The 25,959-nt window shown below is 36.4% G+C and carries 21 protein-coding genes and 1 other RNA gene; 9 read left to right on the forward strand and 13 right to left on the reverse strand.

The genetic code is table 11. From position 1 onward, the window contains the following. Together LOK78_RS15040 and LOK78_RS15045 are read right to left on the reverse strand one after the other, a co-directional pair. Window positions 1–1,269, reverse strand: a complete 1,269-nt coding sequence (locus LOK78_RS15040) for a glucose-1-phosphate adenylyltransferase (RefSeq protein ID WP_166961818.1) — start codon at window positions 1,267–1,269, stop codon at window positions 1–3. 9 nt (window positions 1,270–1,278) lie between these two features. Further along, window positions 1,279–2,685 carry a glycogen synthase gene (locus LOK78_RS15045; RefSeq protein ID WP_166961821.1) on the reverse strand — a complete coding sequence of 469 codons (1,407 nt, stop codon included), beginning with the start codon at window positions 2,683–2,685 and terminating at the stop codon, window positions 1,279–1,281. Between the two features lie 294 nt (window positions 2,686–2,979). On the opposite strand from LOK78_RS15045, the gene msrB reads away from it, so the two are divergent. Then, on the forward strand, window positions 2,980–3,393 hold the full coding sequence (gene msrB, locus LOK78_RS15050; RefSeq protein ID WP_232635523.1) for a peptide-methionine (R)-S-oxide reductase MsrB: 414 nt from the start codon (window positions 2,980–2,982) through the stop codon (window positions 3,391–3,393). Window positions 3,394–3,437: 44 nt separating this feature from the next. On the opposite strand, the gene LOK78_RS15055 is transcribed toward msrB, so the two are convergent. Further along, window positions 3,438–4,370, reverse strand: coding sequence for a nuclear transport factor 2 family protein (locus tag LOK78_RS15055; protein WP_232635470.1), 933 nt, complete (start codon window positions 4,368–4,370; stop codon window positions 3,438–3,440). A gap of 77 nt (window positions 4,371–4,447) precedes the next feature. Next, on the reverse strand, window positions 4,448–5,734 hold the full coding sequence (locus tag LOK78_RS15060; RefSeq protein WP_232635524.1) for an NAD(P)/FAD-dependent oxidoreductase: 1,287 nt from the start codon (window positions 5,732–5,734) through the stop codon (window positions 4,448–4,450). Between the two features lie 107 nt (window positions 5,735–5,841). Between LOK78_RS15060 and lpdA the strand changes: the two genes are divergently transcribed. Both lpdA and LOK78_RS15070 read left to right on the forward strand, forming a co-directional pair. Beyond that, window positions 5,842–7,218 (forward strand): dihydrolipoyl dehydrogenase, encoded by a 1,377-nt coding sequence (gene lpdA / locus LOK78_RS15065; RefSeq protein ID WP_053970035.1) that lies wholly within the window; start codon window positions 5,842–5,844, stop codon window positions 7,216–7,218. Window positions 7,219–7,305: 87 nt separating this feature from the next. After that, window positions 7,306–7,929 carry a hypothetical protein gene (locus tag LOK78_RS15070; protein ID WP_232635471.1) on the forward strand — a complete coding sequence of 208 codons (624 nt, stop codon included), beginning with the start codon at window positions 7,306–7,308 and terminating at the stop codon, window positions 7,927–7,929. Here LOK78_RS15070 and aroQ read toward each other — a convergent pair whose 3' ends face one another. The 4 genes from aroQ to LOK78_RS15090 form a co-directional block, all read right to left on the reverse strand. Beyond that, window positions 7,930–8,352 carry a type II 3-dehydroquinate dehydratase gene (aroQ, locus tag LOK78_RS15075; protein WP_053970037.1) on the reverse strand — a complete coding sequence of 141 codons (423 nt, stop codon included), beginning with the start codon at window positions 8,350–8,352 and terminating at the stop codon, window positions 7,930–7,932. Between the two features lie 66 nt (window positions 8,353–8,418). Next, the gene (locus LOK78_RS15080) at window positions 8,419–9,009 is read right to left on the reverse strand and encodes a porin family protein (RefSeq protein WP_232635472.1); all 591 of its coding nucleotides are present in this window, start codon (window positions 9,007–9,009) and stop codon (window positions 8,419–8,421) included. Window positions 9,010–9,259: 250 nt separating this feature from the next. After that, complete coding sequence (locus LOK78_RS15085; protein WP_232635473.1) at window positions 9,260–9,910, reverse strand: porin family protein; 651 nt, start codon at window positions 9,908–9,910, stop codon at window positions 9,260–9,262. A 107-nt stretch (window positions 9,911–10,017) separates the two neighbouring features. Further along, window positions 10,018–10,545 (reverse strand): porin family protein, encoded by a 528-nt coding sequence (locus LOK78_RS15090; protein ID WP_232635474.1) that lies wholly within the window; start codon window positions 10,543–10,545, stop codon window positions 10,018–10,020. 192 nt (window positions 10,546–10,737) lie between these two features. On the opposite strand from LOK78_RS15090, the gene xerD reads away from it, so the two are divergent. Continuing rightward, window positions 10,738–11,634 carry a site-specific tyrosine recombinase XerD gene (gene xerD, locus LOK78_RS15095; RefSeq protein WP_232635475.1) on the forward strand — a complete coding sequence of 299 codons (897 nt, stop codon included), beginning with the start codon at window positions 10,738–10,740 and terminating at the stop codon, window positions 11,632–11,634. 33 nt (window positions 11,635–11,667) lie between these two features. On the opposite strand, the gene rny is transcribed toward xerD, so the two are convergent. From rny to LOK78_RS15115, 4 genes are all read right to left on the reverse strand, one after another. Further along, window positions 11,668–13,245 carry a ribonuclease Y gene (gene rny / locus LOK78_RS15100; RefSeq protein WP_166961847.1) on the reverse strand — a complete coding sequence of 526 codons (1,578 nt, stop codon included), beginning with the start codon at window positions 13,243–13,245 and terminating at the stop codon, window positions 11,668–11,670. Between the two features lie 57 nt (window positions 13,246–13,302). Next, window positions 13,303–13,410, reverse strand: a non-coding RNA gene (gene ssrS, locus LOK78_RS15105) — 6S RNA. A gap of 52 nt (window positions 13,411–13,462) precedes the next feature. Beyond that, window positions 13,463–13,756, reverse strand: coding sequence for a cell division protein ZapA (locus LOK78_RS15110; RefSeq protein ID WP_166961850.1), 294 nt, complete (start codon window positions 13,754–13,756; stop codon window positions 13,463–13,465). A gap of 18 nt (window positions 13,757–13,774) precedes the next feature. After that, window positions 13,775–14,065 carry a coiled-coil domain-containing protein gene (locus tag LOK78_RS15115; protein ID WP_053970044.1) on the reverse strand — a complete coding sequence of 97 codons (291 nt, stop codon included), beginning with the start codon at window positions 14,063–14,065 and terminating at the stop codon, window positions 13,775–13,777. Window positions 14,066–14,236: 171 nt separating this feature from the next. Here LOK78_RS15115 and LOK78_RS15120 point away from each other — a divergent pair, with 171 nt between their 5' ends. The 4 genes from LOK78_RS15120 to eutB all read left to right on the forward strand — a co-directional run bounded on the left by LOK78_RS15120 (window position 14,237) and on the right by eutB (window position 21,148). Then, on the forward strand, window positions 14,237–15,925 hold the full coding sequence (locus LOK78_RS15120) for a M23 family metallopeptidase (RefSeq protein ID WP_232635476.1): 1,689 nt from the start codon (window positions 14,237–14,239) through the stop codon (window positions 15,923–15,925). An 8-nt stretch (window positions 15,926–15,933) separates the two neighbouring features. Continuing rightward, window positions 15,934–18,393 carry a TonB-dependent receptor gene (locus tag LOK78_RS15125; RefSeq protein WP_232635477.1) on the forward strand — a complete coding sequence of 820 codons (2,460 nt, stop codon included), beginning with the start codon at window positions 15,934–15,936 and terminating at the stop codon, window positions 18,391–18,393. Between the two features lie 54 nt (window positions 18,394–18,447). Next, entirely contained in the window at window positions 18,448–18,660 is a 213-nt protein-coding gene (locus LOK78_RS15130; protein ID WP_166961859.1) for a putative signal transducing protein, read from the forward strand. 157 nt (window positions 18,661–18,817) lie between these two features. Next, on the forward strand, window positions 18,818–21,148 hold the full coding sequence (gene eutB / locus LOK78_RS15135; RefSeq protein WP_232635478.1) for an ethanolamine ammonia-lyase subunit EutB: 2,331 nt from the start codon (window positions 18,818–18,820) through the stop codon (window positions 21,146–21,148). A 70-nt stretch (window positions 21,149–21,218) separates the two neighbouring features. On the opposite strand, the gene LOK78_RS15140 is transcribed toward eutB, so the two are convergent. Further along, the gene (locus LOK78_RS15140; protein WP_232635479.1) at window positions 21,219–24,056 is read right to left on the reverse strand and encodes a M16 family metallopeptidase; all 2,838 of its coding nucleotides are present in this window, start codon (window positions 24,054–24,056) and stop codon (window positions 21,219–21,221) included. A gap of 149 nt (window positions 24,057–24,205) precedes the next feature. On the opposite strand from LOK78_RS15140, the gene LOK78_RS15145 reads away from it, so the two are divergent. Beyond that, window positions 24,206–25,891, forward strand: a complete 1,686-nt coding sequence (locus LOK78_RS15145; RefSeq protein ID WP_232635480.1) for a DUF5597 domain-containing protein — start codon at window positions 24,206–24,208, stop codon at window positions 25,889–25,891. Window positions 25,892–25,959 lie beyond the last annotated feature (68 nt).

A 25,959-nucleotide genomic window follows, 5' to 3' on the forward strand; every position in this document is an offset into this window, starting at 1 on the left:
TTATCCAATTACTGTTCCAGAAGGTATCACTACTCCTTTTTTAAGAACCACTATTCCATCCTTGATTACATATAAATCTGATTCACCATCTTCCAAATGTGGACCTCCATTAATGGTCACATTATCCCCTATCCTGCAATTCTTTTCAACGATGGTATTATTTATATTACAATTTTCACCTATACCGGCTAAAATTTCAATATGCTTTCTTTCTATTTCTTCTAAAGACTCATAAAAGTCTGTACCCATCATGTAAGTTTTGGTTACCACGGAACCTTTTCCTATTCTAGATCTAATCCCAATGACTGAAGAAGTGATTTGTTTGGCATGTATGATACAACCTTCACCTATAACTGCCTTATCTAAATGAGTCCCGGCAATTTTGGATGTTGGTAAAATACGTGCTCTGGTATATATTCTTTGGTCGATATCATATAAGTTGAACTTAGGAATATCATCCGTTAAACCGATATTGGCCTCAAAAAAGGAATCGATATTCCCGATGTCAGTCCAATAGCCTTCAAATTGATAGCTACAAACCTTCTTATTTCCAATAGCTTGCGGAATAATTTCCTTTCCAAAATCAACGGTTGATGGGTCATTCATTAAATCGACCAACAATTGTCTATTAAATACATAAATCCCCATACTTCCAAGATAATGTCTTCCCTCAGCTTCCATTTCTGGACCCGTTGGCGACGTCCAATCCGGTAATAAATCACTGGTTGGCTTTTCTGTAAAAGAGGTAATATTATTCTCCTCGTCTGTTTTCAAGATTCCAAAACCGGGGGCATCTTTAGCATTCACTGGAACGGTCCCAATAGTAATATCGGCCCCAGTGCTGATATGTTGTTCAATCATTAAATTGTAATCCATATGATACAATTGATCCCCTGACAAAATCAAAAAGTAATCAAACTTATGTTTTGCAAAGTGATGCATACCTTGACGTACTGCATCAGCAGTTCCTTGATACCATGTTTTATTCTCTGGTGTTTGTTCCGCTGCCAAAACATCGACAAATGCCGAACTAAAAAAACTGAAATGATAGGTGTTTTTGATATGTCTATTAAGAGAGGCCGAATTGAACTGGGTCAATACATACATCCTTTTAATATCAGAATTGATACAATTGGAAATAGGAATGTCTACCAAACGGTATTTTCCTGCAATTGGCACTGCTGGTTTGGATCGACTATCTGTAAGCGGGTATAACCTTGTTCCTTGACCTCCGCCTAAAATGACGGATAATACTTTCTCATTGATCATAATAGCTTGTTAATTTAAAGATTTATATAATTTCAAATATTTTTTGGCTGATGCATTCCATGAATGGTCAATGTCCATCATGACTTTTTTAACCTTTTTAAAAGCGGTTGTTTTCTTATAAAACTGGGTAGCTCTTTCTATGGAGAAGACGATATCATGAACCGATGTTTCATTGTGGCAAATACCAAAACCACCATCACCAATATCAATAACAGTATCTTTTAAACCTCCAACCCTTCTCACAATTGGAACCGTTCCATACCTAAGGGCATATAATTGATTTAATCCACATGGCTCTACCCGAGATGGCATCAACAAGAAATCTGCACCAGCATAAATGATATGGGATAACTTTTCGTCATATCCTATAAAGGCATTATAACTCCCTGCATATTTATTTTTTAAATTATCTAATTGTTCCTCTATTTCCTTGTGACCAGATCCTAACACCAAAACATTAATATCGTTAGATTCTAAACCTATTTCAATAGCTTGAGGTAACAAATCTGCTCCTTTTTCACCTACTAATCGACCTATGAAAGCAAACAATGGTTTTTCATTATCCAATCCAAATTCTTTACAAAGCCAATCTTTATTTTCTTGTCTGCCCACATGCACGTTCCTTGCGGAATAATTTTTGACTATAAATTCATCTGTTTCGGGATTCCAGACTTCATCGTCTATACCATTTAAAATACCTACACATTTGTCTTTTTCATCACTTAAAAGACTTTCCAATCCGTTAGCAGCATGTTGTAATTCTTCCATATAACTGGGAGAAACAGTGGTAACTGCCCAAGCACATTTAATACCTGCCGCCAAAGGATTAATTACTCCGCCCCAATCCAACAAACCAACCTTTTCAAAATCAAAAGGAGGAATATAACTCACTTTATCGTGAGAAAACCAACCTTGATATTGTGCATTGTGGATTGTCAAAACAACTGGAATATCTTTTAGGTTTTTATATTTCAAAGATTCTTGAAGCATAAATGGGACCAACCCTGTATGATGGTCATGGCAATGTATGATGGAAGGCTGTTTATTCAACGTTAACAACCAATCTAAAAAGGCAATTTGAAAAGCTAAAAATCGATCTGTATCATCATAGGAGTAGACAAAATCCTTGTAGAGTAAATCTGGAACATCTATGAAGAACACATCTATATCCAAAACATCTGTGTCTTGTAATTTCAAAACACTAAATGAATGATTTATTCCTCCTAACAATAATTCCGAATCATAGATGCTCTCAAAATGATTTGAATTAGTAAACTTATTCTCATAGAAGGGCATAATTACCGAACTTTCAACTCCTTGGTTTTTTTGATATTTAGGTAAAGCCCCAACCACATCTGCAAGACCTCCTATTTTAGCAATAGGGTAACACTCGGCACTTACATGTAATACTTTCATTTTAAGCAAATTGGAATTAATTAAGGAATAAATTAAAAATGGTTAGAACTATCAAATTGGTATGTTTTATCCACTTTTTTTACAGATTTTAAAATTTAAACTGAATGAACATTATAAATTTAATAAATTATGTGGTTAATAAGAAGTTATTTCCGATTAATTAAACTTAAAATCTACGTTAGGTATTTCCTACATATACGACCAAACAGGCAAACCATAAACCTCATGAAATATTTACCTTTTTTATTAGCTATTTTTATTTTTACCAATTGTCAATCTCAAGAACGTAAAACCATGACCGAAAAACCAAACTATACCGTTCAAAAAACAGATACAGAATGGAAAAATGAGCTAACTGATGAACAATACTATATTTTAAGGCAAAAAGGAACCGAGCGTCCTAATACAGGAAAATATAACCTTCATTTTGAAAATGGCACCTATTATTGCGCTGGATGTTCCCAAAAGTTATTTGAAAGTGATAGTAAGTTTGAGTCTCATTGCGGCTGGCCAAGTTTTGATAAAGCCATCAAAGATGCTATTGTTTATAAAGAAGACCGAACTCATGGGATGGTGAGAACAGAAATACTCTGTTCACAGTGTGGCGGACATTTGGGGCATGTGTTTAATGATGGCCCAACAGATACCGGTTTGCGCTATTGTGTTAATTCTGGAAGTTTGGATTTTGATAATGGCACCAAAGAATAAAAAAGCCTTCTTTTCTAGAAGGCTTTTTTTACTATTTTTTATTACTACTCCTTCATTGAATTTAAAGTGTAATAACCCGTTTCTCTTGTGATTTTTCCATCATCGTTAAAATAGTGGATAAAGAAAATAGGAATTTTATATTTTTTCCCATCAGACTTGCGTTTGATTCTAAAATCCCACCAAGATTGAACAAGTTTGGATTTACCTATCTCATATTCCAAGTAATCGGGGTATCCACGCATATCCATTCCCTCAATATCATAACCCTTTAAGAATTCATTAAAATGCTCTTTTTCATCTTTTGTAGTTCTAAATTCACCCTCTTTCATGTCTAAACTGGTAAATCGGGCATCATCAGTAAAATAGCTAAAACCTTTATCAACATCACCATTCTCCAAGGCGCCTACCATTTTACGAACGGTATTGATATTCTCATGTTGGTTGTAAATCGTTCCGTTTGTTCTCGGGTTAAAAGCTTCCCTGTTTTTCATCCAAACAGCATTATCATCATAAGTAATCAACATCTGAATCTTGTTGTTATCATCCATTTTATACAAGCGATGAACAGGCATATTCAATTTAACTCCCGTTTCTTTATCCATGCCTTTTAACATATCCCACGTTTGTACCCATAACCCAGATTCATCCTTTTTATATTCTAAGGCATCTGGATAAGCACCGGGGAAACGTTCTAAACTCATGTAATCCGTGTATTTCTGCCAACCCTTGATCGAATTTAAAAATTGGTCTCTAGTTCTTCCCTCATAATCGGGGTTTGAATTAAAACCATCATACATTTTAAAATCACCAGTTAGATAAGAAGCCACTTTGGCACTGTCACCTGCAACAAAGGCTTGTTGCATTTCTTCGACCACGCTTATAGCAGGATGCTGGTCGTAAATAGTTCCATTTTTTTTCATTTGGGGATACATAACCATGGTGAAGATCATCACCATTGGAAGGATAATTTTTTTCATCGAATAAAATTTTAGTTAGTATCTCCCTATAAAGTTAACCAAAAAACATTGTAAGTCAGAATTTTACAACAAATTTTTCAATCCCGATACTTCCTTTTTTTAAAAGGTCTGATAATTAATCGCGCCTCCCTATCAAATCGAATGTAATTATATACCCAGTTTACGAAGACCACTACCCGATTTCTAAACCCAATTAAAGCATATAAATGAACCAACATCCAAACGAACCACGCAAAAACCCCTTGAAACTTCCAATGTTTTAAATCCACTACGGCTTTGTTTCTTCCTATAGTTGCCATAGCCCCCTTATCCTTATAAACAAATGGTTTTAGAGGTTTCCTTTCAAGCAATCGTGTGATATTCTCTCCCAATTGCTTTCCCTGCTGAATGGCCGGTTGAGCCATCATAGGCAAACCTTGCGGAAATTCTTCACTCACCATACAAGCTACATCTCCAATAGCAAAAATATTTTCAACCCCTTTCACCTGATTGTAGGCATCTACTAAAATTCTATTGCCTCTATTTACAAAGTCCTCACTATCCAATCCTTTTATTGATGCCCCTTTCACACCTGCTGCCCAAACCAGTGTAGCAGCCTCAAAAGAAACATCTGTATTAGTAGTAACCAATTGGCCATCATAACCCGTCACGCGTAAATTTTTCCAGACGTCAACCCCTAAATCCTCTAAAAATTCTTCAGCTTTTTCAGAAGCTTTTTCACTCATTTCCTTAAGCACCCGATCACCCGATTGAATTAAATTAATCTGAGCCATTCTTGTGTCCAAATCGGGATAATCTTTTGGAAGAATCCCTTTCTTAATCTCTGCTAAAGCCCCAGCTAATTCCACACCTGTTGGACCTGCGCCAACGATGACAAAATTCATCAGTTTATTACGTTCATTTAAATCGGAAGTCAACAAGGCATCTTCAAAATTCTCCAACATTAAACTTCGTAAGTTTAGAGACTGCGGAATAGATTTCATAGCCATCGCATGAGTTTCCAAAGCTTGGTTACCAAAGAAATTGGTTTCTGAACCTGAGGCAATAACTAAATAATCATACTTTAAGCTCCCTATGTCGGTAAAGATTTTTTTTGCTTGCACATCTATTTCTTCCACATGAGCCAGTCGAAAAAGAATATTAGGGTAATTTTTTAATACTTTCCTAAGGGGATAAGCTATAGAATCTGGCTCTAATCCACCGGTAGAAACTTGATAAAGTAAGGGTTGAAATGTGTGATAATTATGCTTATCCAGCATAACAACTTGGGCCTCCTTACCCGCTAACTTCTTAGCTAAACTTAAACCGGCAAATCCGCCGCCAATAATCACGATCCGGGGATAACTCAATCGAGGTATATTCATAGATGATGGCTTTCCTAACAAAGGTATCATTTTTTTAAATGGTAAATTCCTTTTTAGCTTTAGGTTTCGTACCTTCGTAGCTTCTAAAAATGACAAAATAATTTCTCATGAGTAAATACGATATTATTGTTCTAGGTAGTGGTCCTGGAGGTTACGTTACTGCCATTAGAGCATCACAATTAGGGTTTAAAACAGCCATTGTAGAAAAAGAAAACTTAGGAGGGGTATGTTTGAATTGGGGATGTATTCCTACCAAAGCCTTGTTGAAGTCAGCACAAGTTTTTGAATATTTAAAACATGCTGGAGACTATGGTCTTTCCGTATCAGAATATGATAAGGATTTTGATGCTGTTGTGAAGCGTAGCCGAGGGGTTGCTGAAGGTATGAGCAAAGGTGTTCAATTCTTAATGAAGAAGAACAAAATAGACGTTATTGAAGGATTTGGGAAGCTAAAACCAGGTAAAAAAATAGACGTTGATGGTACTGAATATAGTGCTGATCATATTATAATTGCTACTGGTGCACGTTCTCGTGAACTTCCTAGCTTACCACAAGATGGAGAAAAAGTAATAGGTTACCGTGAGGCTATGAGTTTAAAAACACAGCCTAAGAAAATGATTGTGGTAGGTTCTGGAGCCATTGGAGTGGAATTTGCTTATTTCTACAATTCTATGGGGACTGAGGTTACCATCGTTGAGTTTATGCCGAACGTAGTTCCTGTGGAAGATGAGGAAGTGTCTAAACAATTGGAAAGAAGCTTCAAGAAAAATGGTATCAAAATCATGACTTCTGCCGAAGTTACTAAAGTGGATACTTCTGGAGACGGTGTGAAAGCTACCGTTAAAACCAAAAAAGGAGAAGAAGTTTTAGAAGCTGACGTGGTACTTTCTGCAGTTGGAATCAAAACAAACATTGAAAACATAGGATTAGAAGATGTTGGGATTGTTGTTGACCGCGACAAGATTCTAGTTAACGATTTCTATCAAACCAATATTCCTGGATATTATGCCATTGGAGATGTGACTCCAGGACAGGCATTAGCACACGTTGCCTCTGCTGAAGGAATTCTTTGTGTTGAAAAAATTAAAGGGATGCACGTTGAGGCATTAGACTACGGTAACATTCCTGGTTGTACCTATTGTGCCCCTGAAATTGCATCAGTAGGTTTAACTGAGAAAGCTGCTAAAGAAAAAGGATATGAAATCAAGGTTGGTAAATTTCCTTTCTCTGCTTCTGGAAAAGCAAAAGCTGGTGGAAACAGTGATGGATTTGTAAAGGTCATTTTCGATGCCAAATATGGCGAATGGTTAGGATGTCACATGATTGGTGCTGGTGTTACAGATATGATTGCAGAAGCCGTTTTAGGTAGAAAACTGGAAACCACTGGACACGAAGTATTAAAAGCTGTTCACCCTCACCCAACCATGAGTGAAGCGGTTATGGAAGCTGTTGCAGCTGCTTATGACGAAGTGATTCACTTGTAAATGAAATAATAATTTGCATGTAATTATAAAATAATTTTAAAAAGCCCCATATTTAGGGGCTTTTTTAGTTTTAAACCAACACAATACATGAGACCTACCTTTTTTGTTTTCGCAATTTCTTTACTATTTATTTGTTGCAAATCCTCACACATCCAAAACAAAAAATCGGTCAATAAACCTAAATTACCACCTGCCACCTATTGTGAAGATGATGTTAAGCTGAATGATCCAGATAAAAACGACTTTAATAATTTATTAAGCTTAGATGATCTGGCTTTCTCTACGGCATATACTCTTATCTATAATCCCACCGATTCCATTCAAAAAGATTCACTGAGATTCAAAATTGCTCATTTGACTACAGACCTAATAAAACAGCAGTGGCCAGATTTACCAAAAATCGAAAATCATAATTTGTTAAGTAAAACCTATAATCAAGTTATGTTTGCCACCAGCCCATTGAAATTCTACAACAAACGGAAGGTTTCATCAGATCTTATGGTTGAGAGCCAATTCCAAAATCTCTTTATAGAAATTATATTTTTTTCAAAAAATCAATCCAACAACACGTCAGTCAATATTTTTGTATTTGACACAAAAAATAACTTGAGGTATCTAGACCAAATGAATTATTCATGTGATGTCAGGGATTTTGCATCCCTAGAAAAGGTTTTGTCTTATGGATTACAGAAATTAAGAACCAAATTTTAGCTAAAAAAAGCTCTGAATAGCCAATTCATAACTTTGTAATCCAAAACCAACAATGACACCTTTAGCATTGGGAGAGATAAAAGAAACGTGTCTAAATTCTTCTCGGTCAAAAGTATTGGAAATATGTACTTCAACTACAGGTGTTTCTATTGCGGCTACAGCATCCCCAATACCTACTGAGGTATGGGTAAAAGCTGCGGCATTTAAAACAATGCCATCGTAAACACCATCAAAACCTGCTTCCTGAATTTGACTAATAAGTTCGCCTTCAATATTGGACTGAAAATGATCAATTTGCAAGTTGGCATACTTTTCCCTTAATTCTTCAAGAAAGTCGGTAAAACTAAGGCTACCATATATTTTGGGCTCTCTTTTCCCTAAAAGATTTAAGTTGGGCCCATTGATGATCATTATTCTTTTCATAATATAAATGTATAAAAAAAGCTAGAGTTTTCACTCTAGCTTCAAAATTGAGATATATTACTTAGACTATAAAGTCACTATAAGTCCAAAATTGGCAGATACTCTAAAATTCGTAATGCTGTCTTCAAGAACATCATTCTTGTCCATATTCACAAAACCTTTGTAGCCTTGTATGTCTACAAACCATTGCATAAACTGGCCTAAAGAGAACATACGACCTACTCCAACACCAAATCCAAAATCTACTGGTGCTATGTCGTCGTTAATATTAATTAATTCATCGTTGGGTCCTCTGCATTCGGCATTAGCCAAAAAGCCAATAGAAGGACCAAAATTGATATACCATTGTCTTTCCCATCCTAAATGGACATTGGCATTAAGAGGTATGGTAATGAAACTTAACTTGTCGGTATAACCGTCTTTGGTCTTGGCTCCCATAGGTTCAAAGGTTAAACCAGTACGTCCGCTCCAGTTGTCACTAAAGTAATATTCAGCTATAACGCCAAAATGGATGGAATTTCTTGTTTTGTAATCGCCTCCACTGTAGGAACTCATATTGAATCCTGCTGTGGGTGCTAGTGTTATATCCCTATATTCTGGTTGTGCCATGAGGGAGAAATAACATAAAAAAGCTAAGATTGGGGCAACTTTTTTCATGAATAAATAGGTTTTTAAGTGTCAGCAAATATAGAGAGATTTTCGACAAAAACAATATTTTATCGATTTTTTTTGCATTACAACGAATTTAATATTACAATATGTAACTATTTTCTGTCAATTTAAAATTGATTCAATACTCGATTAAGGACAAATTACTCAAAACGAGCTATTTGTATACCCTAAACTTAAAACCAAAAAAAAAAACCGAAGCAACTGCCTCGGTTTTCTCAATATGATTATTTATTCATTAGAACATAAAACCAACAGATACTTGAATAACACTATTCTTAACAGTACCATCACCTTCATCATTAACGTTTACAAAACCAGCATTGTATCTAGCACTAAAATCTAAACCATTAGTCATTCTATAACCTACTCCTATATGCCCTCCTAAATCAATTGGTAATACTTCGTCCTTTACATCATACTCCTCTGATCCAGATTCAGAGTTATCAAACCCACCTCCACTGATAGATTCTGAATAACTATATTCACTTTTTGCTGAAGCCAAGATACTTAATTGAGGTCCTGCACTTGCATAAAAACCGTTTACAATATAGTATTTAAAACTTAAAGGAATATTGATGTAATCCAAACGAATATTTCCTTCTTCCTCATATCTATAGGAAATTCCATTGACAGTTTCAGATTCAGAGTAACTATCTTTAGTTCCTTGTCTTGAGTACAAAAGTTCTGCCTGAACAGCCATTTTCTCGTTAAATTTAAATTCTGCTGCTCCACCTACATGAAATCCAACTTGCATGTCATTATCTTCAATATCTCCTGTTAAAGTAGCGAAGTTCACACCTGCTTTAGGGCCGAAGCTAAACTCCTGCGCATTGATAGATGTACATCCTAATGTTGCAACACATGCCGCGAAAAATAATTTTCTCATAATAAAATAATTGTTAATAGTATATAATATAAATAGTTAATAAAATTCATGAAAAAATCCAGACCCAAAAGACCTGGATTGTAGATAGGGAGTATTAATTAATATGATTAAAATTCGAATAAAATACCAGCATTTAAACTGCCAAATTTATAATCATCGAAACCTTCAATATCTGAAAGTTTGTATTTTCCGGTGTAAAGGTCATAAGCTAGAAATATCTCAATGGCATTAGCTATATCAATTCCAACAACTGGTTTGGCAAAAAAACCTCCATCCGTGTTGTCAGAAAGACCAAAAGCATAACCTAAATCAGCCCCAGCATAAAAGGTACTAAACAAAGTCACTCTACCTGCCGCTGTTACCGGTAAATATTGTACATTATCCACCGTATAGGATGCTCCTAAGATATCAATATCTTTTCCGAAGAAATTTCTATATCCAACGTTAACTCCTAAATTGAAAAAGGAATCAACATCAAAGAAATAAACATATAAATCCGCTCCAGCAGTTAAATCTGAAATATCTGAAGCATCACCCATTGGAAGTCCAATGTTACCACCCAATTTAAACACCTGTGCCTGAGTTGAAGTCCACCCAGCCAAGGATAAAATCACAATAAACAATAGCTTTTTCATGTTGTTATAATTAAGGTTCATAATGTGAAAATAATCATTTTTTTATGGTTATCAACATATTATACCACCGTTTTCAACAGGTTTATTAACAATTAACCCTAACCCATTGAGACTCTGAGGCTGTAGGAATTACTTACAAAACGGCAGTTTTGATCTATTGGTCATTCAAAATGGAAGGTTTATTTTAGTGGCATGAAATGGGAAGCAGCCTTAAAAGATTACCGCCTTTATTTAAAGATAGAACGCGGACTTTCTGAAAATTCCATCGACAATTATTGTCTGGACGTTGAAAAACTTATTTTATTTTTAGAAAATAGGTCCCTTTCTATTTCTCCTCTTTCCATTGAGAAGGATATAATTCAAGAGTTTATTTATACCATTGCCAAAGAGCTTCATGCGCGCTCCCAAGCGAGAATCATCTCAGGTCTAAGAAGTTTTTTTGGGTATTTGGTGTTTGAGGATTACCGCAAAGACAATCCGTTGGATCTCATAGATTCTCCTAGAATAGGTAGAAAACTACCTGACACTCTATCTGAAAACGATATTGATTTATTGATTCAAGCCATTGATTTAAGCAAACCAGAAGGGGAACGCAATCGCGCCATATTGGAAACACTATATAGTTGTGGCTTGCGTGTAAGTGAATTAACCCATTTAAAACTATCAGATCTCTATTTTGAAGAAGGCTTTATTAAGGTCACTGGGAAAGGCGATAAACAGCGGTTTGTACCTATAGTGCCTTCTACCCAAAAATACATCCATATTTATCAATCAGGAATCAGGAATCATTTGAACATTCAAAAAGGTCATGAGGACACCTTATTTCTAAATAGACGAGGAAAACAATTAACCCGAGCCATGATTTTTACCATTATCAAACAGCTATCGGAGAAAATAGGATTAAATAAAACCATTTCACCTCATACCTTTCGACATTCGTTTGCTACTCATTTGCTTGAAAATGGTGCCGATTTAAGATCCATTCAGCAACTTTTGGGTCATGAAAGCATCACAACAACTGAAATTTATATGCACGTTGAGAAAAGCCATTTAAAAGACGTGGTCAATAACTTTCATCCCAGAAAATAAAAAATCCGATGTTTCCATCGGATTTCCTTTAATCTATTTAGCGATATTCACCGCTCTTGTTTCCCGAATTACGGTCACCTTAACCTGACCTGGATAGGTCATATCGGTTTGAATTTTTTGTGAGATATTAAATGACAGATCCGCTGCATTTTGATCGTTTACTTTATCACTTTCTACAATCACGCGAAGTTCACGACCTGCTTGAATAGCATATGCTTTTTTCACACCTTGGAATCCGAAAGCGATATCTTCTAAGTCTTTCAACCTTTGGATATAGCTATCAAGTACTTGACGACGTGCACCTGGTCTTGCTCCCGAAATGGCATCACACACCTGGATAATTGGAGCTAATAATGATTTCATTTCTATTTCATCATGGTGTGCACCAATCGCATTACAAACATCATCCTTTTCACCAAATTTTTCTGCCCATTGCATTCCTAAGATAGCGTGAGGGGTTTCCATGTCCGCTTCCGTATCTGGAACTTTTCCTATATCGTGAAGTAATCCAGCACGTTTGGCCAACTTAGGATTTAATCCCAATTCAGCAGCCATAACGCCACACAATTTTGCTACTTCTCTAGAGTGCTGTAATAAGTTTTGGCCATATGAAGAACGGTATTTCATTCTACCTACCATTTTCACCAATTCTGGATGCAGGTTATGAATTCCTAAATCGATAACGGTACGCTTACCAACCTCAATTATTTCTTGATCTATTTGCTTACGTGTTTTCTTAACGATCTCCTCAATTCTAGCTGGGTGAATACGTCCGTCGGTCACCAATTTATGCAAGGATAAACGAGCTACTTCACGTCTAACGGAGTCAAAACAAGATAAGATAATTGCCTCCGGTGTATCATCCACAATAATCTCTACCCCTGTAGCCGCCTCAATAGCGCGAATGTTTCTACCCTCACGACCAATGATTCGTCCTTTTACGTCATCAGATTCAATATTGAAAACAGAAACACAGTTGTCCACTGCTTCTTCAGTTCCGATACGCTGTATGGTATTGATGATGATTTTCTTGGCTTCCTGTTGGGCTGTCATCTTGGCCTCTTCCATGGCATTTTGAACATAACTCAATGCCTCATTTTTAGCCTCACCTTTAAGAGATTCCACCAATTGTTCTTTGGCTTCTTCAGCTGATAAGCTAGAAATTACTTCAAGCTGTTGTACTTGGCTTTTATGTAATTTATCTAATTCATCTTGCTTTCGGTCTAAAATTTCCAACTTGTGATTGTAATCTTTCACCTTTTGCTCCAAAGAATCATTTAATTTTTTGTTTTTGGAAAGCTCACTAGATACCTGAGATTCTTTATCTCTTGTGCGCTTTTCGGCATCAGCCATCTTCTTGTCTCGAGACATGATTACTTTTTCATGCTCAGACTTTAATTCAATAAACTTCTCCTTTGCTTGAAGTATTTTATCTTTTTTTATTGACTCTCCTTCTGATTGAGCCTCTTTTACAATTGATTCAGCCGATTTTTTGGCTTCGTTAATGAGTTTTGATGCAGCTTTCTTTTCTATCATTTTAGCAATGATAAAACCAATAACCACACCTAAAACTACGCCTCCTACAATTAATATAATTGCGTTATTATCCATGTTTAGTTTAGTTAATAATATATATAAAAAAAGCCTACACTAGTTTGACGTTTTTATAAACTCCTTAAAAACAAGTTTAGGGCTAACAAGCTGATCAAGTATCTGTTCAAAGACAGCACGCTTTTACAACTTAAACTCACCCTTTTTAAAGAATTAATGTTGAGTTTACCAAAAAAAATAACTAATGTAGGCAGTAACCTTTTTATTTTTAAGAACGTTAAGAGCTGTGATCTTCAAGCAGTTGATTTAAAGCTATTAACTTATCCTCCACTTGCTCACTTATCACATTTTTATCTATAGTTTTCTGCTCCGCCTGTGAGGCAAACTGTAAGGCACACATGGCCAAAACATCTTGTTTATCTCTAACGGAATAACTTTGCTCAAATTGTCTAATCATGGCCTCAATTTTTTTTGATGCCTTACGTAGACCTTCTTCCTGACTTGGATGAATAGTCAACGGATATACTCTGTTTGCTATCGAAAGCTTGATTTTTAGCTTATCATCCGCCATGAAATCCGTTTTTTGACATTATTCGGACAACTGTGCTATACAATGGTCAATTTCCCGAATCAATGAATTTATTTTGAGCTTGGTCTCTCTTTTATTATTGTCACTACCAAGCATTGTATTAGCTACCTTTAAAGCTTCGTATTTTTCTTTCCAAGAAGTAATTTCATTCTCCTTTTCTTGAAGCTCTAAGCGAGATGATTGAAGCTGATGTTCCAATTTTTGATTGTTCTCCTTTAGCACTTCCATTCTATTTAAAACCTTATTAATTCTGGTTTCTAAAGTGCTGACAATCTCTTCAATCTTGCTCATTGGCTAACGCAATACTATTAAGACAAAGTTAATATACCTTACTATAAATAACAATTGTTTTTAAATAAAATTGTGAAGAACCTATCTCAATAGACTTTATTATGGCCTTCAAGCGTTTAGTGTTTTGACAAGTGACCTCAAATTAATAATTTTAGCAACAATTAAAATTTTATGAAATATACCCTAGCCTTATTCCTACTTTGTTCTCCCTTATTGAAAGCTCAAAATATCTACCCTCAGGATTATTTTCAAAGTCCTCTGGATATAACCCTCGTGATGGCGGGGACATTTGCCGAATTACGCTCCAATCATTTCCATTCAGGAATAGATATTAAGACACAACAAGTAGAGGGCCTTAAGATTTATGCAGCGGCTGACGGATATATTAGTCGAATCAAAATTGCCCATTTTGGATATGGCAAAGCTATTTATATTACTCATCCCAATGGATATACCACCGTGTATGCCCATTTGCAAAGATTGAGTCCCACTCTCGAAGCTTACATTAAAAAACTGCAATACGAACAAGAAAGTTATGAAGTGGAGGTCTTCCCTAATCCTGATGAGTTATTAGTTTCTAAAGGAGAGGTCGTTGCCTACAGTGGTAATACAGGAAGTTCTGGTGGCCCGCACCTTCATTTCGAAATTCGTGATAATGCGGAGCGCCCTATTAACCCTATGTTATTTGGACTTGACATCAAAGACACCACTCCTCCTTTCATTAAAAATGTTTATGCCTACCCAATTGGATCAGATTCCCATATTAACAAATCCAACGAAAAGCAAAAATTGCGTTTAATTCGACAACCCAACAATGATTATGTAGTGGAAAATGTAGAGGCTTATGGGAAAATTGGATTTGCCATTGAAGCAAATGATAGACAAGATTTGGCTTATAACAATAACGGCCTATACAATATCCAAACCTTTATGAATGGAAATCAAAAGATTGAAATTGATTTTCACAAATTTTCGTTTGATGAATCAAGCCATATCAATCGTTTCATTGATTATGAGCAATATATCAATGAAAAACACCGACTACAAAAACTATATAGGGACACAAACAACCCCTTGAGCATTTATAAAAATTTGGATGATGAAGGGTATTTACAAATTCAAGATAGCACATCTTCCATTTATAAGGTCAAAGTTTCCGATTATAAGAACAATAATACTTGGCTTACAATCAATATCAAAGGAAAAAAATACGATACCATTAAAAAAGAGGAACCTTTTAAATCCAATTACTTTATATACGCGAATAAAACCAACGAATTGGTACATGACAAAGTAGCTGTAGAATTTCCTTCCAACACCTTTTATGAGGATTTTTACATGGATTTTGCCCAAACCAATGATACCATTAAACTGCATGATGAATCTATTGCAGCCCAAAAGTATTTTACAATCACCTATGATCTCAGCCATTACAAACCCGAAGATTTAGAGCAGCTTTACATTGGCCGTTTGGTAGGCTACTACAAACGTCCTTATTATAGCTCCACAAAAAAAGAGGGTCACATACTTTCTACACGAACCAAAACGTTAGGTATTTATGCCTTAGCGAAAGATACAGTGGATCCCACCATCAAGCCCATCAATTTTTCAGATGGAAAATGGGTAAGCAACTTTAGGTATTTAAAATTAAAAATTGAGGATAAGGAATCTGGAATTTCTAAATACCGAGCTACGGTAAATGGGAAATTTATTTTAATGGAATACGAATATAAAGATGACATGTTAACCTTTGATTTTAATGATAATGTCATCACAGAAACCGAAAACAATTTAAAAGTCATCGTAACGGATAATGTCGGAAATAGTAGTACATTTGAAGCTACATTTTATAGAAAATAAACCAACTATTGAAATCACTAATCTGCTATTTAGGTCTTATTCTATTAGTTCCTGTTTTAGGTTTTTCTCAACAAGGTATACTGAAAGGAATCATCCTAGACGAAAAAAATGCCCCAGTTGAAGATGTCAACATTCAAGCGGGTGATGTAGGAACGACCACCAATGAAAATGGTTTTTTTATTTTAAAAATTCCGGCAAACAAAGAGATAACGGTTCAATTTACACACATTGCGTTCCAGAAAATTTCGGCCACTTTTAAGTTGGAAAGTGGTGAATCCATGGAATTCAATCCGGTCATGAATGCCTCAACCGAGCAAATTTCAACTGTGGTCATTACTGGCAGAAAACGAAAGGATGTACAAGGGATAGTCACTTTAGAACCAGAAACAATTCGTTTAATACCGGGAGCCAATCCTGGTGTTGAAAACATATTGCAAACCTTACCCGGAGTAAGCAGCAACAACGAATTGAGTACTCAGTATTCGGTACGCGGAGGTAACTTTGATGAGAATTTGGTCTATGTCAACGGCATTCAAGTGTATCGTCCATTTTTGATTCGTTCAGGGCAACAAGAAGGCTTGAGCTTTGTGAATACCGATATGGTTCATAATGTCGATTTCTCCGCCGGTGGATTTCAGGCTAAATATGGGGATAAATTATCTTCGGTATTAGACATTACTTACAGACAACCCACGGAATTTGGTATCACAACCGATTTGAGTCTTTTAGGAGGAAGTTTGACTGCTGAAGGCATTTCAAAAGATTCCAAGTTTCAAGCCATTGCAGGAGTGCGATATCGTGACAACAGTTTATTGGTGGACGCGAAGGAAACCGAAACCAATTACCATCCGGTATTTGTAGATTTCCAAACCTATCTCACCTATAGTTTTTCAGATAAGTTTCAGTTGAGTTTTTTAGGAAACGCCTCTTTAAACAAGTATGATTATGAACCCTTGACCAGACAAACCAATTTTGGAACCCTGGAAAACCCCATGGCTCTTTTGGTTTTTTATGAAGGCCAAGAGAAAGACCAATACCAAACACTGTTTGGTGCTTTAAAGGGAACCTACCAATTAAATGATCAGGTAACGCTGGAGCTTATTGCTTCCAAATATCACACTACAGAGGAAGAATATTTTGACATTTTGGCTCAATACCGTCTAGGTGAAGTAAACACCAATATTGGAGATGAAGATTTAGGTGAAGTTCAATTTAGCGAAGGAATTGGCGGACAATTAACTCACGGAAGAAATGACTTAGATGCCCTTATTGCCAACCTAGAGCACAAAGGAAGCTATGAAAAAGAAAACAACCATTTTGAATGGTCCTTAAAGTATACAAAGGAAGATATTAGGGATCGATTGGTGGAATGGGAAGTCATTGATTCTGCTGGTTTTTCAATCAATCCCCCAAGTAGTGATGCTTTCAATGAACAACCTTATACACCTTATGAAGGCCCCTTGGAAGCTTACAGTAATGTGAGATCTAGAAATAATACAACTATAGATAGGCTACAAGCTTATTTGCAATATAGTCGCAGAACCAAAATAGGAACACATGATGTTTGGTTTAATATTGGAGGCCGTGTTCACAACTGGACGGTAGATGGAGATAATTTGGAAAAAAACACTCAAACTGTAATTAGTCCGAGAGCACAGTTCGCCATAAAACCAAATTGGAATAAAGACATGCTATTTCGGTTAGGAACAGGTCTATATTACCAACCACCATTTTACCGAGAACTAAGAGATTCAACTGGGATGGTTCAACCCGATGTCAAAGCACAAAAGTCTTTACATGTAGTTTTAGGAAATGAATACAGTTTCAATATGTGGGAACGCCCTTTTAAACTGACTACCGAAGCCTATTACAAACATCTTACAGATGTAAACCCTTACACCATTGAAAATGTTAGGATACGCTATAGGGCAAAAAACAATGCGACCGCTTATGCTTATGGATTGGACCTAAGATTAAATGGTGAATTTGTCCCCGGAACAGAATCTTGGTTTAGCTTTGGCTACCTAAAAACCGAAGAAAACATAGACAACCGCGGGTATATTTCTAGACCTACAGACCAGCGCCTAAAATTTGCAGCTCTCTTCCAAGATTATGTGCCTGTACTTCCAAAAATGAAGATGTATTTGAATTTGGTTTACAATACAGGGCTTCCTGGTGGTTCTCCAAGCTACGCAGACCCATATGTTTATCAAACCCGACTGCCTGATTATAAAAGAGCTGATTTAGGACTTTCCTACGTATTAGTAGAACGTAATGAGACCTTTGATAAGGGTTGGAAAAAACCATTCAAGTATCTTTCTTTAGGTTTTGAAATATTCAATTTATTTGACGTTCAAAACTCCATTACCAATACATGGGTAAGAGATGTTTATAGTAAGAGACAGTACGCTATTCCAAACTACCTCACCCCACGAGTTTTTAACGTGAGATTATCAGCCAAATTATAATCTCTTGATTTTGCTATTTTTCTTATCTTAGAGTATTAGTTAAATAATACACCTATGATCTGGAAGACCGTAAAAAAGGCGCACAATGAATCTGAATTATTGGTTTTGAAAAGCCGGTTGGAATCAGAAGGAATTCCTTGTTTTTTAAGAAATCAATTTACAACCCAAGTGATGAATTACATGCCCACCTTCTTGGTGGAACTTCAGGTACCAGAAACAGATTATGCCATGGCCATGGAAATAATGGACGAGATAGAAACACATTAGTTTTCATTTGTCTATTGATTTTCAATTTTAAATTGAAAATATGGAAATTCGGAAATAAAAATCCAAGCTTTCTGAGGATTTACTATTTCATTGAAATTATCTATTCCTTTTAGTATCTTTAAGACTAACTGATTTTGTGAAAGTTAACTTTAGAGCTATGGACAGGAAAGATTTTTTAAAACAAACCGGTTTGATTGGGGCCTCGGTATTGTTACTCAACCGATGTCAAATGTTCAGTCCTGCCCAGACTACCACCAAAGAAAATCAGGCTGTAACTATTGAAAAACCAAACGGTAAAGAAGACATATTTCAATATATCCAAAGAAAAAAGGGAGCTTTTGATAGAGTGCTTTACAAACAAATTTTAGGGTCGGCCAATGAATTCAAAGAGGGCGATCAAACTATAAAAGTGGCAGCCACCAGTCCCAGTTCCAGATTACATGCTCGCGAATTGTTGGGCAATACATCATTAAAAAACCTCAATCAACATCCAGTTTATGAAGATGACCTCTTTAAATTCATCCAAAATTCAACATTACCAGATGAAACCATCCAAGATTGGACTATAAATGATTTAAAGACATTCGTTTTATCAAAACCAGAAGAAGAAATCAATATGATTATGCCTAGTTTATCTAGCGATATAATAGCTTGTTTGGTTAAATTGATGACTAATAAAGAGTTGATTCAAATAAGTCAAAAGGTATTCAATCCGTTACCGGATTCCAAAATAGGAAGTAAAGGATACATGGGTGCCCGTGTACAGCCCAACTCCCCTACTGATAATATTGAAGATATATCCTGGCAAGTTTTTAACGCTTGGTCCTATGCCGTAGGCGATGTAGTTTTGGGAACCAACCCTGTTAGTAGCAATCCAACTTCTGTGGCAAAAGTTGAAGCAGCCTTACTTGATATTATTCAAACCTTTCAACTAGAAACCACTATTCCTAATTGCGTGTTATCCCATGTAGATGTTCAAGCAGAAGTAGAAAACATGTATCCGGGAACAACGGGGATTTGGTTTCAAAGCATCGCAGGAACTGTTAATGCTAACAAAACCTTTGATGTAACTATTGATAAAATCCTCCAATATGCCTCTGAAAGAAATGGTCAATTTGGATTTTATGCTGAAACAGGTCAAGGTGCCGACCTTACCAATGGCCATAGTGAAGGATTTGACATGGTCATGCACGAATCTAGAAAATATGGATTCTTAAGAGGGTTAAAATATAAGATTAATGAGATCAAAAAAGATAACAACTCATGGGTACATGTTAATGATGTAGCAGGTTTTATTGGACCCGAAGTCTTTAAATCAAAAGAACAGTTGGTAAGATGCTGCCTAGAAGATACGGTTATGGGTAAACTGCATGGACTCACCATAGGTTTGGATATCTGCTCCACGCTTCATATGGATATCAACCTAGAAGATCTTGATTGGTGCATTGAGCAAGTCATGCCCACTAATCCAGCATATCTTATGGCGTTACCTACTAAAAATGACCCCATGCTTAGTTACCTAACTACCGCCTTTAGCAATCATGTAAAGATTAGGAATCAATTTGGTTATCGTGTAAACGATGCCATGTGGGACTTTTTCAAACACATTGAAGTCATTGACGAGCTAGGAAATCCTACCGAACATTTTGGAGACCCCATTTGGGTTTATTATAAATATCAAAAAGCAAAAGGAGATGTTAGATCTTATGAGATAATTACTGAAGAAGGTCGAGCCTGTATCGATAGAATAGAAAAACGAGGGGTGTCAATTGCACAAGGCTATGGGGAAAATCCTTGGGATTTGGAACCAAAATTAGATGCCAAAGTACATCAACTGTATGAAGATGCCAAAATCAGTCTTTGGACGGAAATGTCGTCAGAATTTATTCAAACCATTCCTGCCGCCTACCCTATTATTACACAAGCACAAAACCGAAAGGATTATGTTTATCATCCTGCTACTGGTGAGCGCTTATCTGAAAGTTCTATAGATAAATTAAAACGACTCAAAGACACTTGGGAAAGCTCAGCTCCTGATATTCAGATTATCATTTCTGATGGTCTTAATGTAAGAGCACTTCAAGACACTGGTCATTTGCAACCCTATTTAACCGAATTAATTCAAGGTATTACTGAATATGGATTCAGCTTGAGTGAACAACATTTGGTCATCACCCACGGAAGAGTAAGAGCTGGTTATGCCTGTGGCGAACATTTATTTGGTACTTCAAATCATGTAAATAAATATCATGGAATTATTCATATCATTGGGGAAAGACCGGGCTCTGGACATCACAATTTCTCAGCTTATATAAGTGTAGCATCAACAGGTTTATGGCACAAAAAAGGAGGTGTAGATCATGATATTACCAGAGTGATATCTGGTATTTCAGATACTGCATTGAAACCTCAAGAAGCTGCCAAGGAAACAATGACCCTTATAGACATCCTATTTAAATCTCAACACAGCAAACAGCAGGTTTCATAAAACCAAATCCCCGAATAGTAAAAAAGCACTTCAATGGAAGTGCTTTTTTATTATTTATTCGAAATATTAATTACAACTGATTTCCATGTATATCCAATTCTATCATAGGCTTTCCTAGTTTCTTCACCTCATCCCATTGAGTTGATTTATCACCAACAATGACATAGATCATTTCTTTTTCTCGTAGGTACTTGTTTATGATCTCCTTATAATCAGCAACAGTCATAGTGATCAATTCTTCCTGATCCTTTTCGATATAATCCAATGGTTTGTCATATTTACTAATATTCCTAAGAATACCCATTTTAGCACCCAAACTCTCAAAGGCTCTGGTATTATCCTTTAAGATTTTATTCTTGGTGATTTCAACTTCCTTTTCACTGAAATTAGGTCCGTAATTAGTAAGCATATCCTGAATAATTTCCAAAGATGGTAAGGTTGCATTTGCTCTAACATTGGTAATTACATAAAAAGGACCTACCTCTTTACTTGTGGCAATTCCTGAATAAGCACCATAGGTATATCCTTTTTCTATCCTAAGGGTTTGGGTCAACATGCCACTAGAACCACTACCTAAAACTTCATTTGCAAATTCTAAATTATTAAAATCGCCATCTTCAGCAGAAAGCGCCAATTTACCGATATAAAGAACCGATTGTTTGGAATCTGGAACGTCAATAAAATAGATTGTATTTGCTTTTGGAGACTCTGGCAGGGTGTAAGATGGCATTTCGGGAGCAGCCGCTTTCCAATTATTTAAAGCCGCAAACACTTTTTCAGCTTGAGCATGGGAAACATCCCCTACCACATGAACCTTAGCATTTTCAGGAGAGAGCATCGCATAATAGGCTTTTAAGTCTTCTAGTGAAATACCAGCTGTTGTCTCTAAAGTACCACTGCCTGGAATTCCAAAAATATGGTCATCTCCATAAAGTAATTTGGCGTAATTGATGGATGCAATAGATCTAGGTTCTGCTTCCCTTCCTTTTAAACTAGTTTCAAGAGCCTGTTGTAATCTTGAAAATTCTTTGGAATCCCATCTCGGTTCCAATAACATTTCTTTTACCAGGGCGACGGTACCTGCTAGGTTTTTACTTAAACAAGATCCTGTGATTCTAAAATCCTCATTAGAACTTGAGAATGAAATACTAGCTCCAAGCATTCCTATGGCCTCTTCCAATTCTGCTGGTGTTTTGGTAGCGGTACCCTCCATCATTAAATCACCAAGTAAATTGGCAACACCTGACTTTTCTTTGGAATCCAAAAGGTGCCCTCCGGGAATGGTTATTTCAAATTGTACTAAAGGCACTTCATTGTTTTCAATCCCATATAAAGTCAATCCATTATCTAAATTGGCCTTATAAATTTCGGGAGCTTGAAATAAAGGCATGTCACCAAAAGGAGGTTCACTCCTATCATATTTACTCGGTGTTTTCTCATAATCAGCCTCTTCTCCTTGACCTACTTCTTCGGCTGCAACATCCTGTTTTACCTCTTCCATCCAAACAGTAGCCTCTTTGGAATTTGCTACTGCCAAATCCAATTGCCCTTTGGGAACCACACTGGTCATCACATAATTCTGACCTTTGATATATTTGTTATAAACCCTCATAACATCCTCCTTTGTGACGGCATTGGTAAGATTGGCTGTTTGGGTAATATAACTAGGATCACCATTGAACTCATTATCTTGAACTAATTGAAATGCTTTATTTAAAACGGTACTAACACCTTGATATAACTGCGTTTCCAATTCTGCTTTGATACGCTTTAAATCTTTATCCTCTACTCCATTAGTTTCAAATCGCTTCAAACCTTCATCCAAAGCTATTTTCACAGAATCCAAATCAACCGCATTATTGGCTCTTACCCTCAATACAAATTCCCCTGCCAACTCACTACTGCTTTGATAAGAACCAACATTGGGAGTTAATTTCTTTTCCTCAACAAGCACCTGATAAAGAGGCGCTTTTTTACTTCCACTCAAAAGATTTCCCAAAATATTTAACGCATAGGTATCTGGATGATACTCTTCAACGGTTGGAAATACCATCCGTAATTCAGGTAACTTGGCAAAAGTATCTTCAAAATATAAAGACTTGCTTTCAGTTAAAGTAACAGGCATTGGCTCCAGAGGCTCTACATCTGGTCCGCTGTTAATCTCACCAAACCACTTCTCAACTAATTCTTTGGTTTTGGCAATATCAATATCTCCAGCAATAACCAAAGACGCATTTTTAGCCCCATAGTATTGAGCATAAAACTCTTTAACATCATCAATCGTAGCTGCTTGTAAATCTGGCAATTGCCCTATTACCGTCCAGTTATAAGGATGACCTTCTGGATAAAGATTTTTTCTAATAATTTCATCAGTATATCCGTAGGGTGAATTATCGACTCTTTGGCGTTTTTCATTTTTAACAACCTGTTTTTCACGTTCCAAAGCTGCTTCTGTTACTGTATTAATCATATACCCAAATCGATCAGAGTCAATCCAAAGGATTTTTTCAAAAGCGTCTTTTGGAACCACTTCATAATATACCGTTCCATCACTCCAAGTTCCACCGTTACGCTGACCACCCCATTCTGGAATTAATTTTCTATTGGCTCCTACAGGTACATTTTCAGAATCATTAAAACTCATGTGTTCAAAAAAGTGGGCAAATCCCGTTTTCCCTGGTTTCTCCCTATTGGAACCAACATGCATCATAGTTGCCACAGCAACGATAGGGTCACTATGATCTTCATGTAAGATAACTTCCAATCCATTGTCTAAAGTGAATTTTTCATACGGAATTTTAAAATCAATAGTGTTTTCTGAATTTTGGGCGGTATCCTCAGTGCCAGTATTTTCATTACAGGAGGTAGCCAACAAAAAGACAGCCAATAAAGTAAAGAGTGCTTTCATTTAAATCTTGTTTTCTGATTAAGTCTTAAAAATACAGAATATATTTAAAATGTCACGCTGACAAAAAGCATCTCTATTTCTGACGGATTTAAGTGTATTTTTCACCCTTATTCAGCTTGTCATTTTTTATCTTTACTACTTTAATCTATATGTCATTTCCTAAGATGAATTTTTTCCATTACAAACAAACAGTAAATCAAATTTTAAGTATCTTTTTACTCGTCACTACTTTGGGTATATCACAAACAAAAGAGAATCCTATTCCTCGTATTGAAACCCAAAATGGGCGACATGCCTTGATTGTTGATGGAGAACCTTATCTTGTTTTGGGAGCACAAAGTAACAATTCCAGTTCTTGGCCGGCCACCCTTCCTCAAGTATGGTCGGCCATGGATCAATTACATATCAATACTTTAGAAATACCCATTTATTGGGAACAATTTGAACCCCAACCTGGCGTCTATGATTATAGCGTAATGGATAGCATCATTAAACAAGCCCGAGAACGCGATCTAAGAGTTATATTACTTTGGTTTGCCACCTGGAAAAATGGTTCCAATCATTACATGCCACAATGGATGAAATTAAAACCAGATACCTACTTTAATATGGTGAACAAAAATGGAGAACCTATTGATTCCCCATCCCCTCATGCCCAAGCAACCTTAGAAGCAGATATAAAGGCATTCTCAATGTTTATGAACCACCTCAAGGAAGTGGACCCGCAACATACCGTGATTATGGTACAGGTTCAAAACGAACCAGGTTCTTGGGGAAGTGTCAGGGATTATTCTAAAGAAGCAAACAAACTCTTTGAAGGTAAGGTGCCTACAGAAGCTTTAAAAGCCATGGAAGTATCCTCAAATAATGGAGGAACCTGGAAACAAGTCTTTGGAGAACATGCTGAAGAATACTTTCATGTTTGGCATGTGGCCTCGTATATAGGACAAGTTGCCTCGGCTGGAAAAGCCATATATCCGCTTCCTTTATACGTGAATGGCGCTATTAGAAACCCTATTAATCCAGGTCCTCCCTACTATCAGGTAGGTGGACCCAATGATAATGTTTTGGATCTTTGGAAAGCCGCAGCGCCTGATATTGACCTATTAGCGCCTGATATTTATTTTAAGGATACCCAAACTTATTTAAAATCATTAGAGGTTTACAGTACCAAAACCAATCCGTTGTTTGTTCCTGAAACCTTTTGGCATGAAGATTTCCCCAAGTTTTTCTACGCTGCTTTGGGAGAAGGAGCCATAGGTTATGCCCCGTTCGGATTGGATGATACCAGACTACGTATAGGTCCAGATGGTAAGCCCATGACTTCTAAAGACATGTATGAACCCACCGCGCTTAACTTTAAGTTATTTAAGCCAATGGCAGATGTGATTGCCAAGTTGAATTATGAAGGTCACATCCAAACAGCCATTCAATTACTACCTATTGACCCTGAAGCCGAAAATGGAGGTGCTGTTGACCGTGAGAATTATGTCACCGACCAAACGATTTCTTTAAAATCATGGGATCTAAATATCGCATTTGGGACTTTTGATAGAATGTCAAGATCTCCTTTTCAACCCAAACATCCTGATGGACGCCTATTGGTTGCCGAACTCGATACCAACGAATTTTTGTTAGTGGGTTACCATTGCCGAGTCATGTTTGAACCTTCTGGAAAATATGCCGATAAGCCTTGGTGGTTTTTAAGTGTTGAGGAAGGACACTATGAAAATGGTACTTTTGTTATGGACCGTATCCTAAATGGAGACCAAACTGATTGGGGGTTAAATTTTGACACTCCAAAAGTACTACGAGTCAAACTTTATACCAGGTAACTAAAAAGTAGGCCATTTCTTATGGATTAGCAATTTATTAAGAACATGTAACTTACATTTAATTACAT

Origin of the sequence: Mangrovimonas futianensis, assembly GCF_021245805.1 — a bacterium.
Taxonomy (GTDB): domain Bacteria; phylum Bacteroidota; class Bacteroidia; order Flavobacteriales; family Flavobacteriaceae; genus Mangrovimonas; species Mangrovimonas futianensis.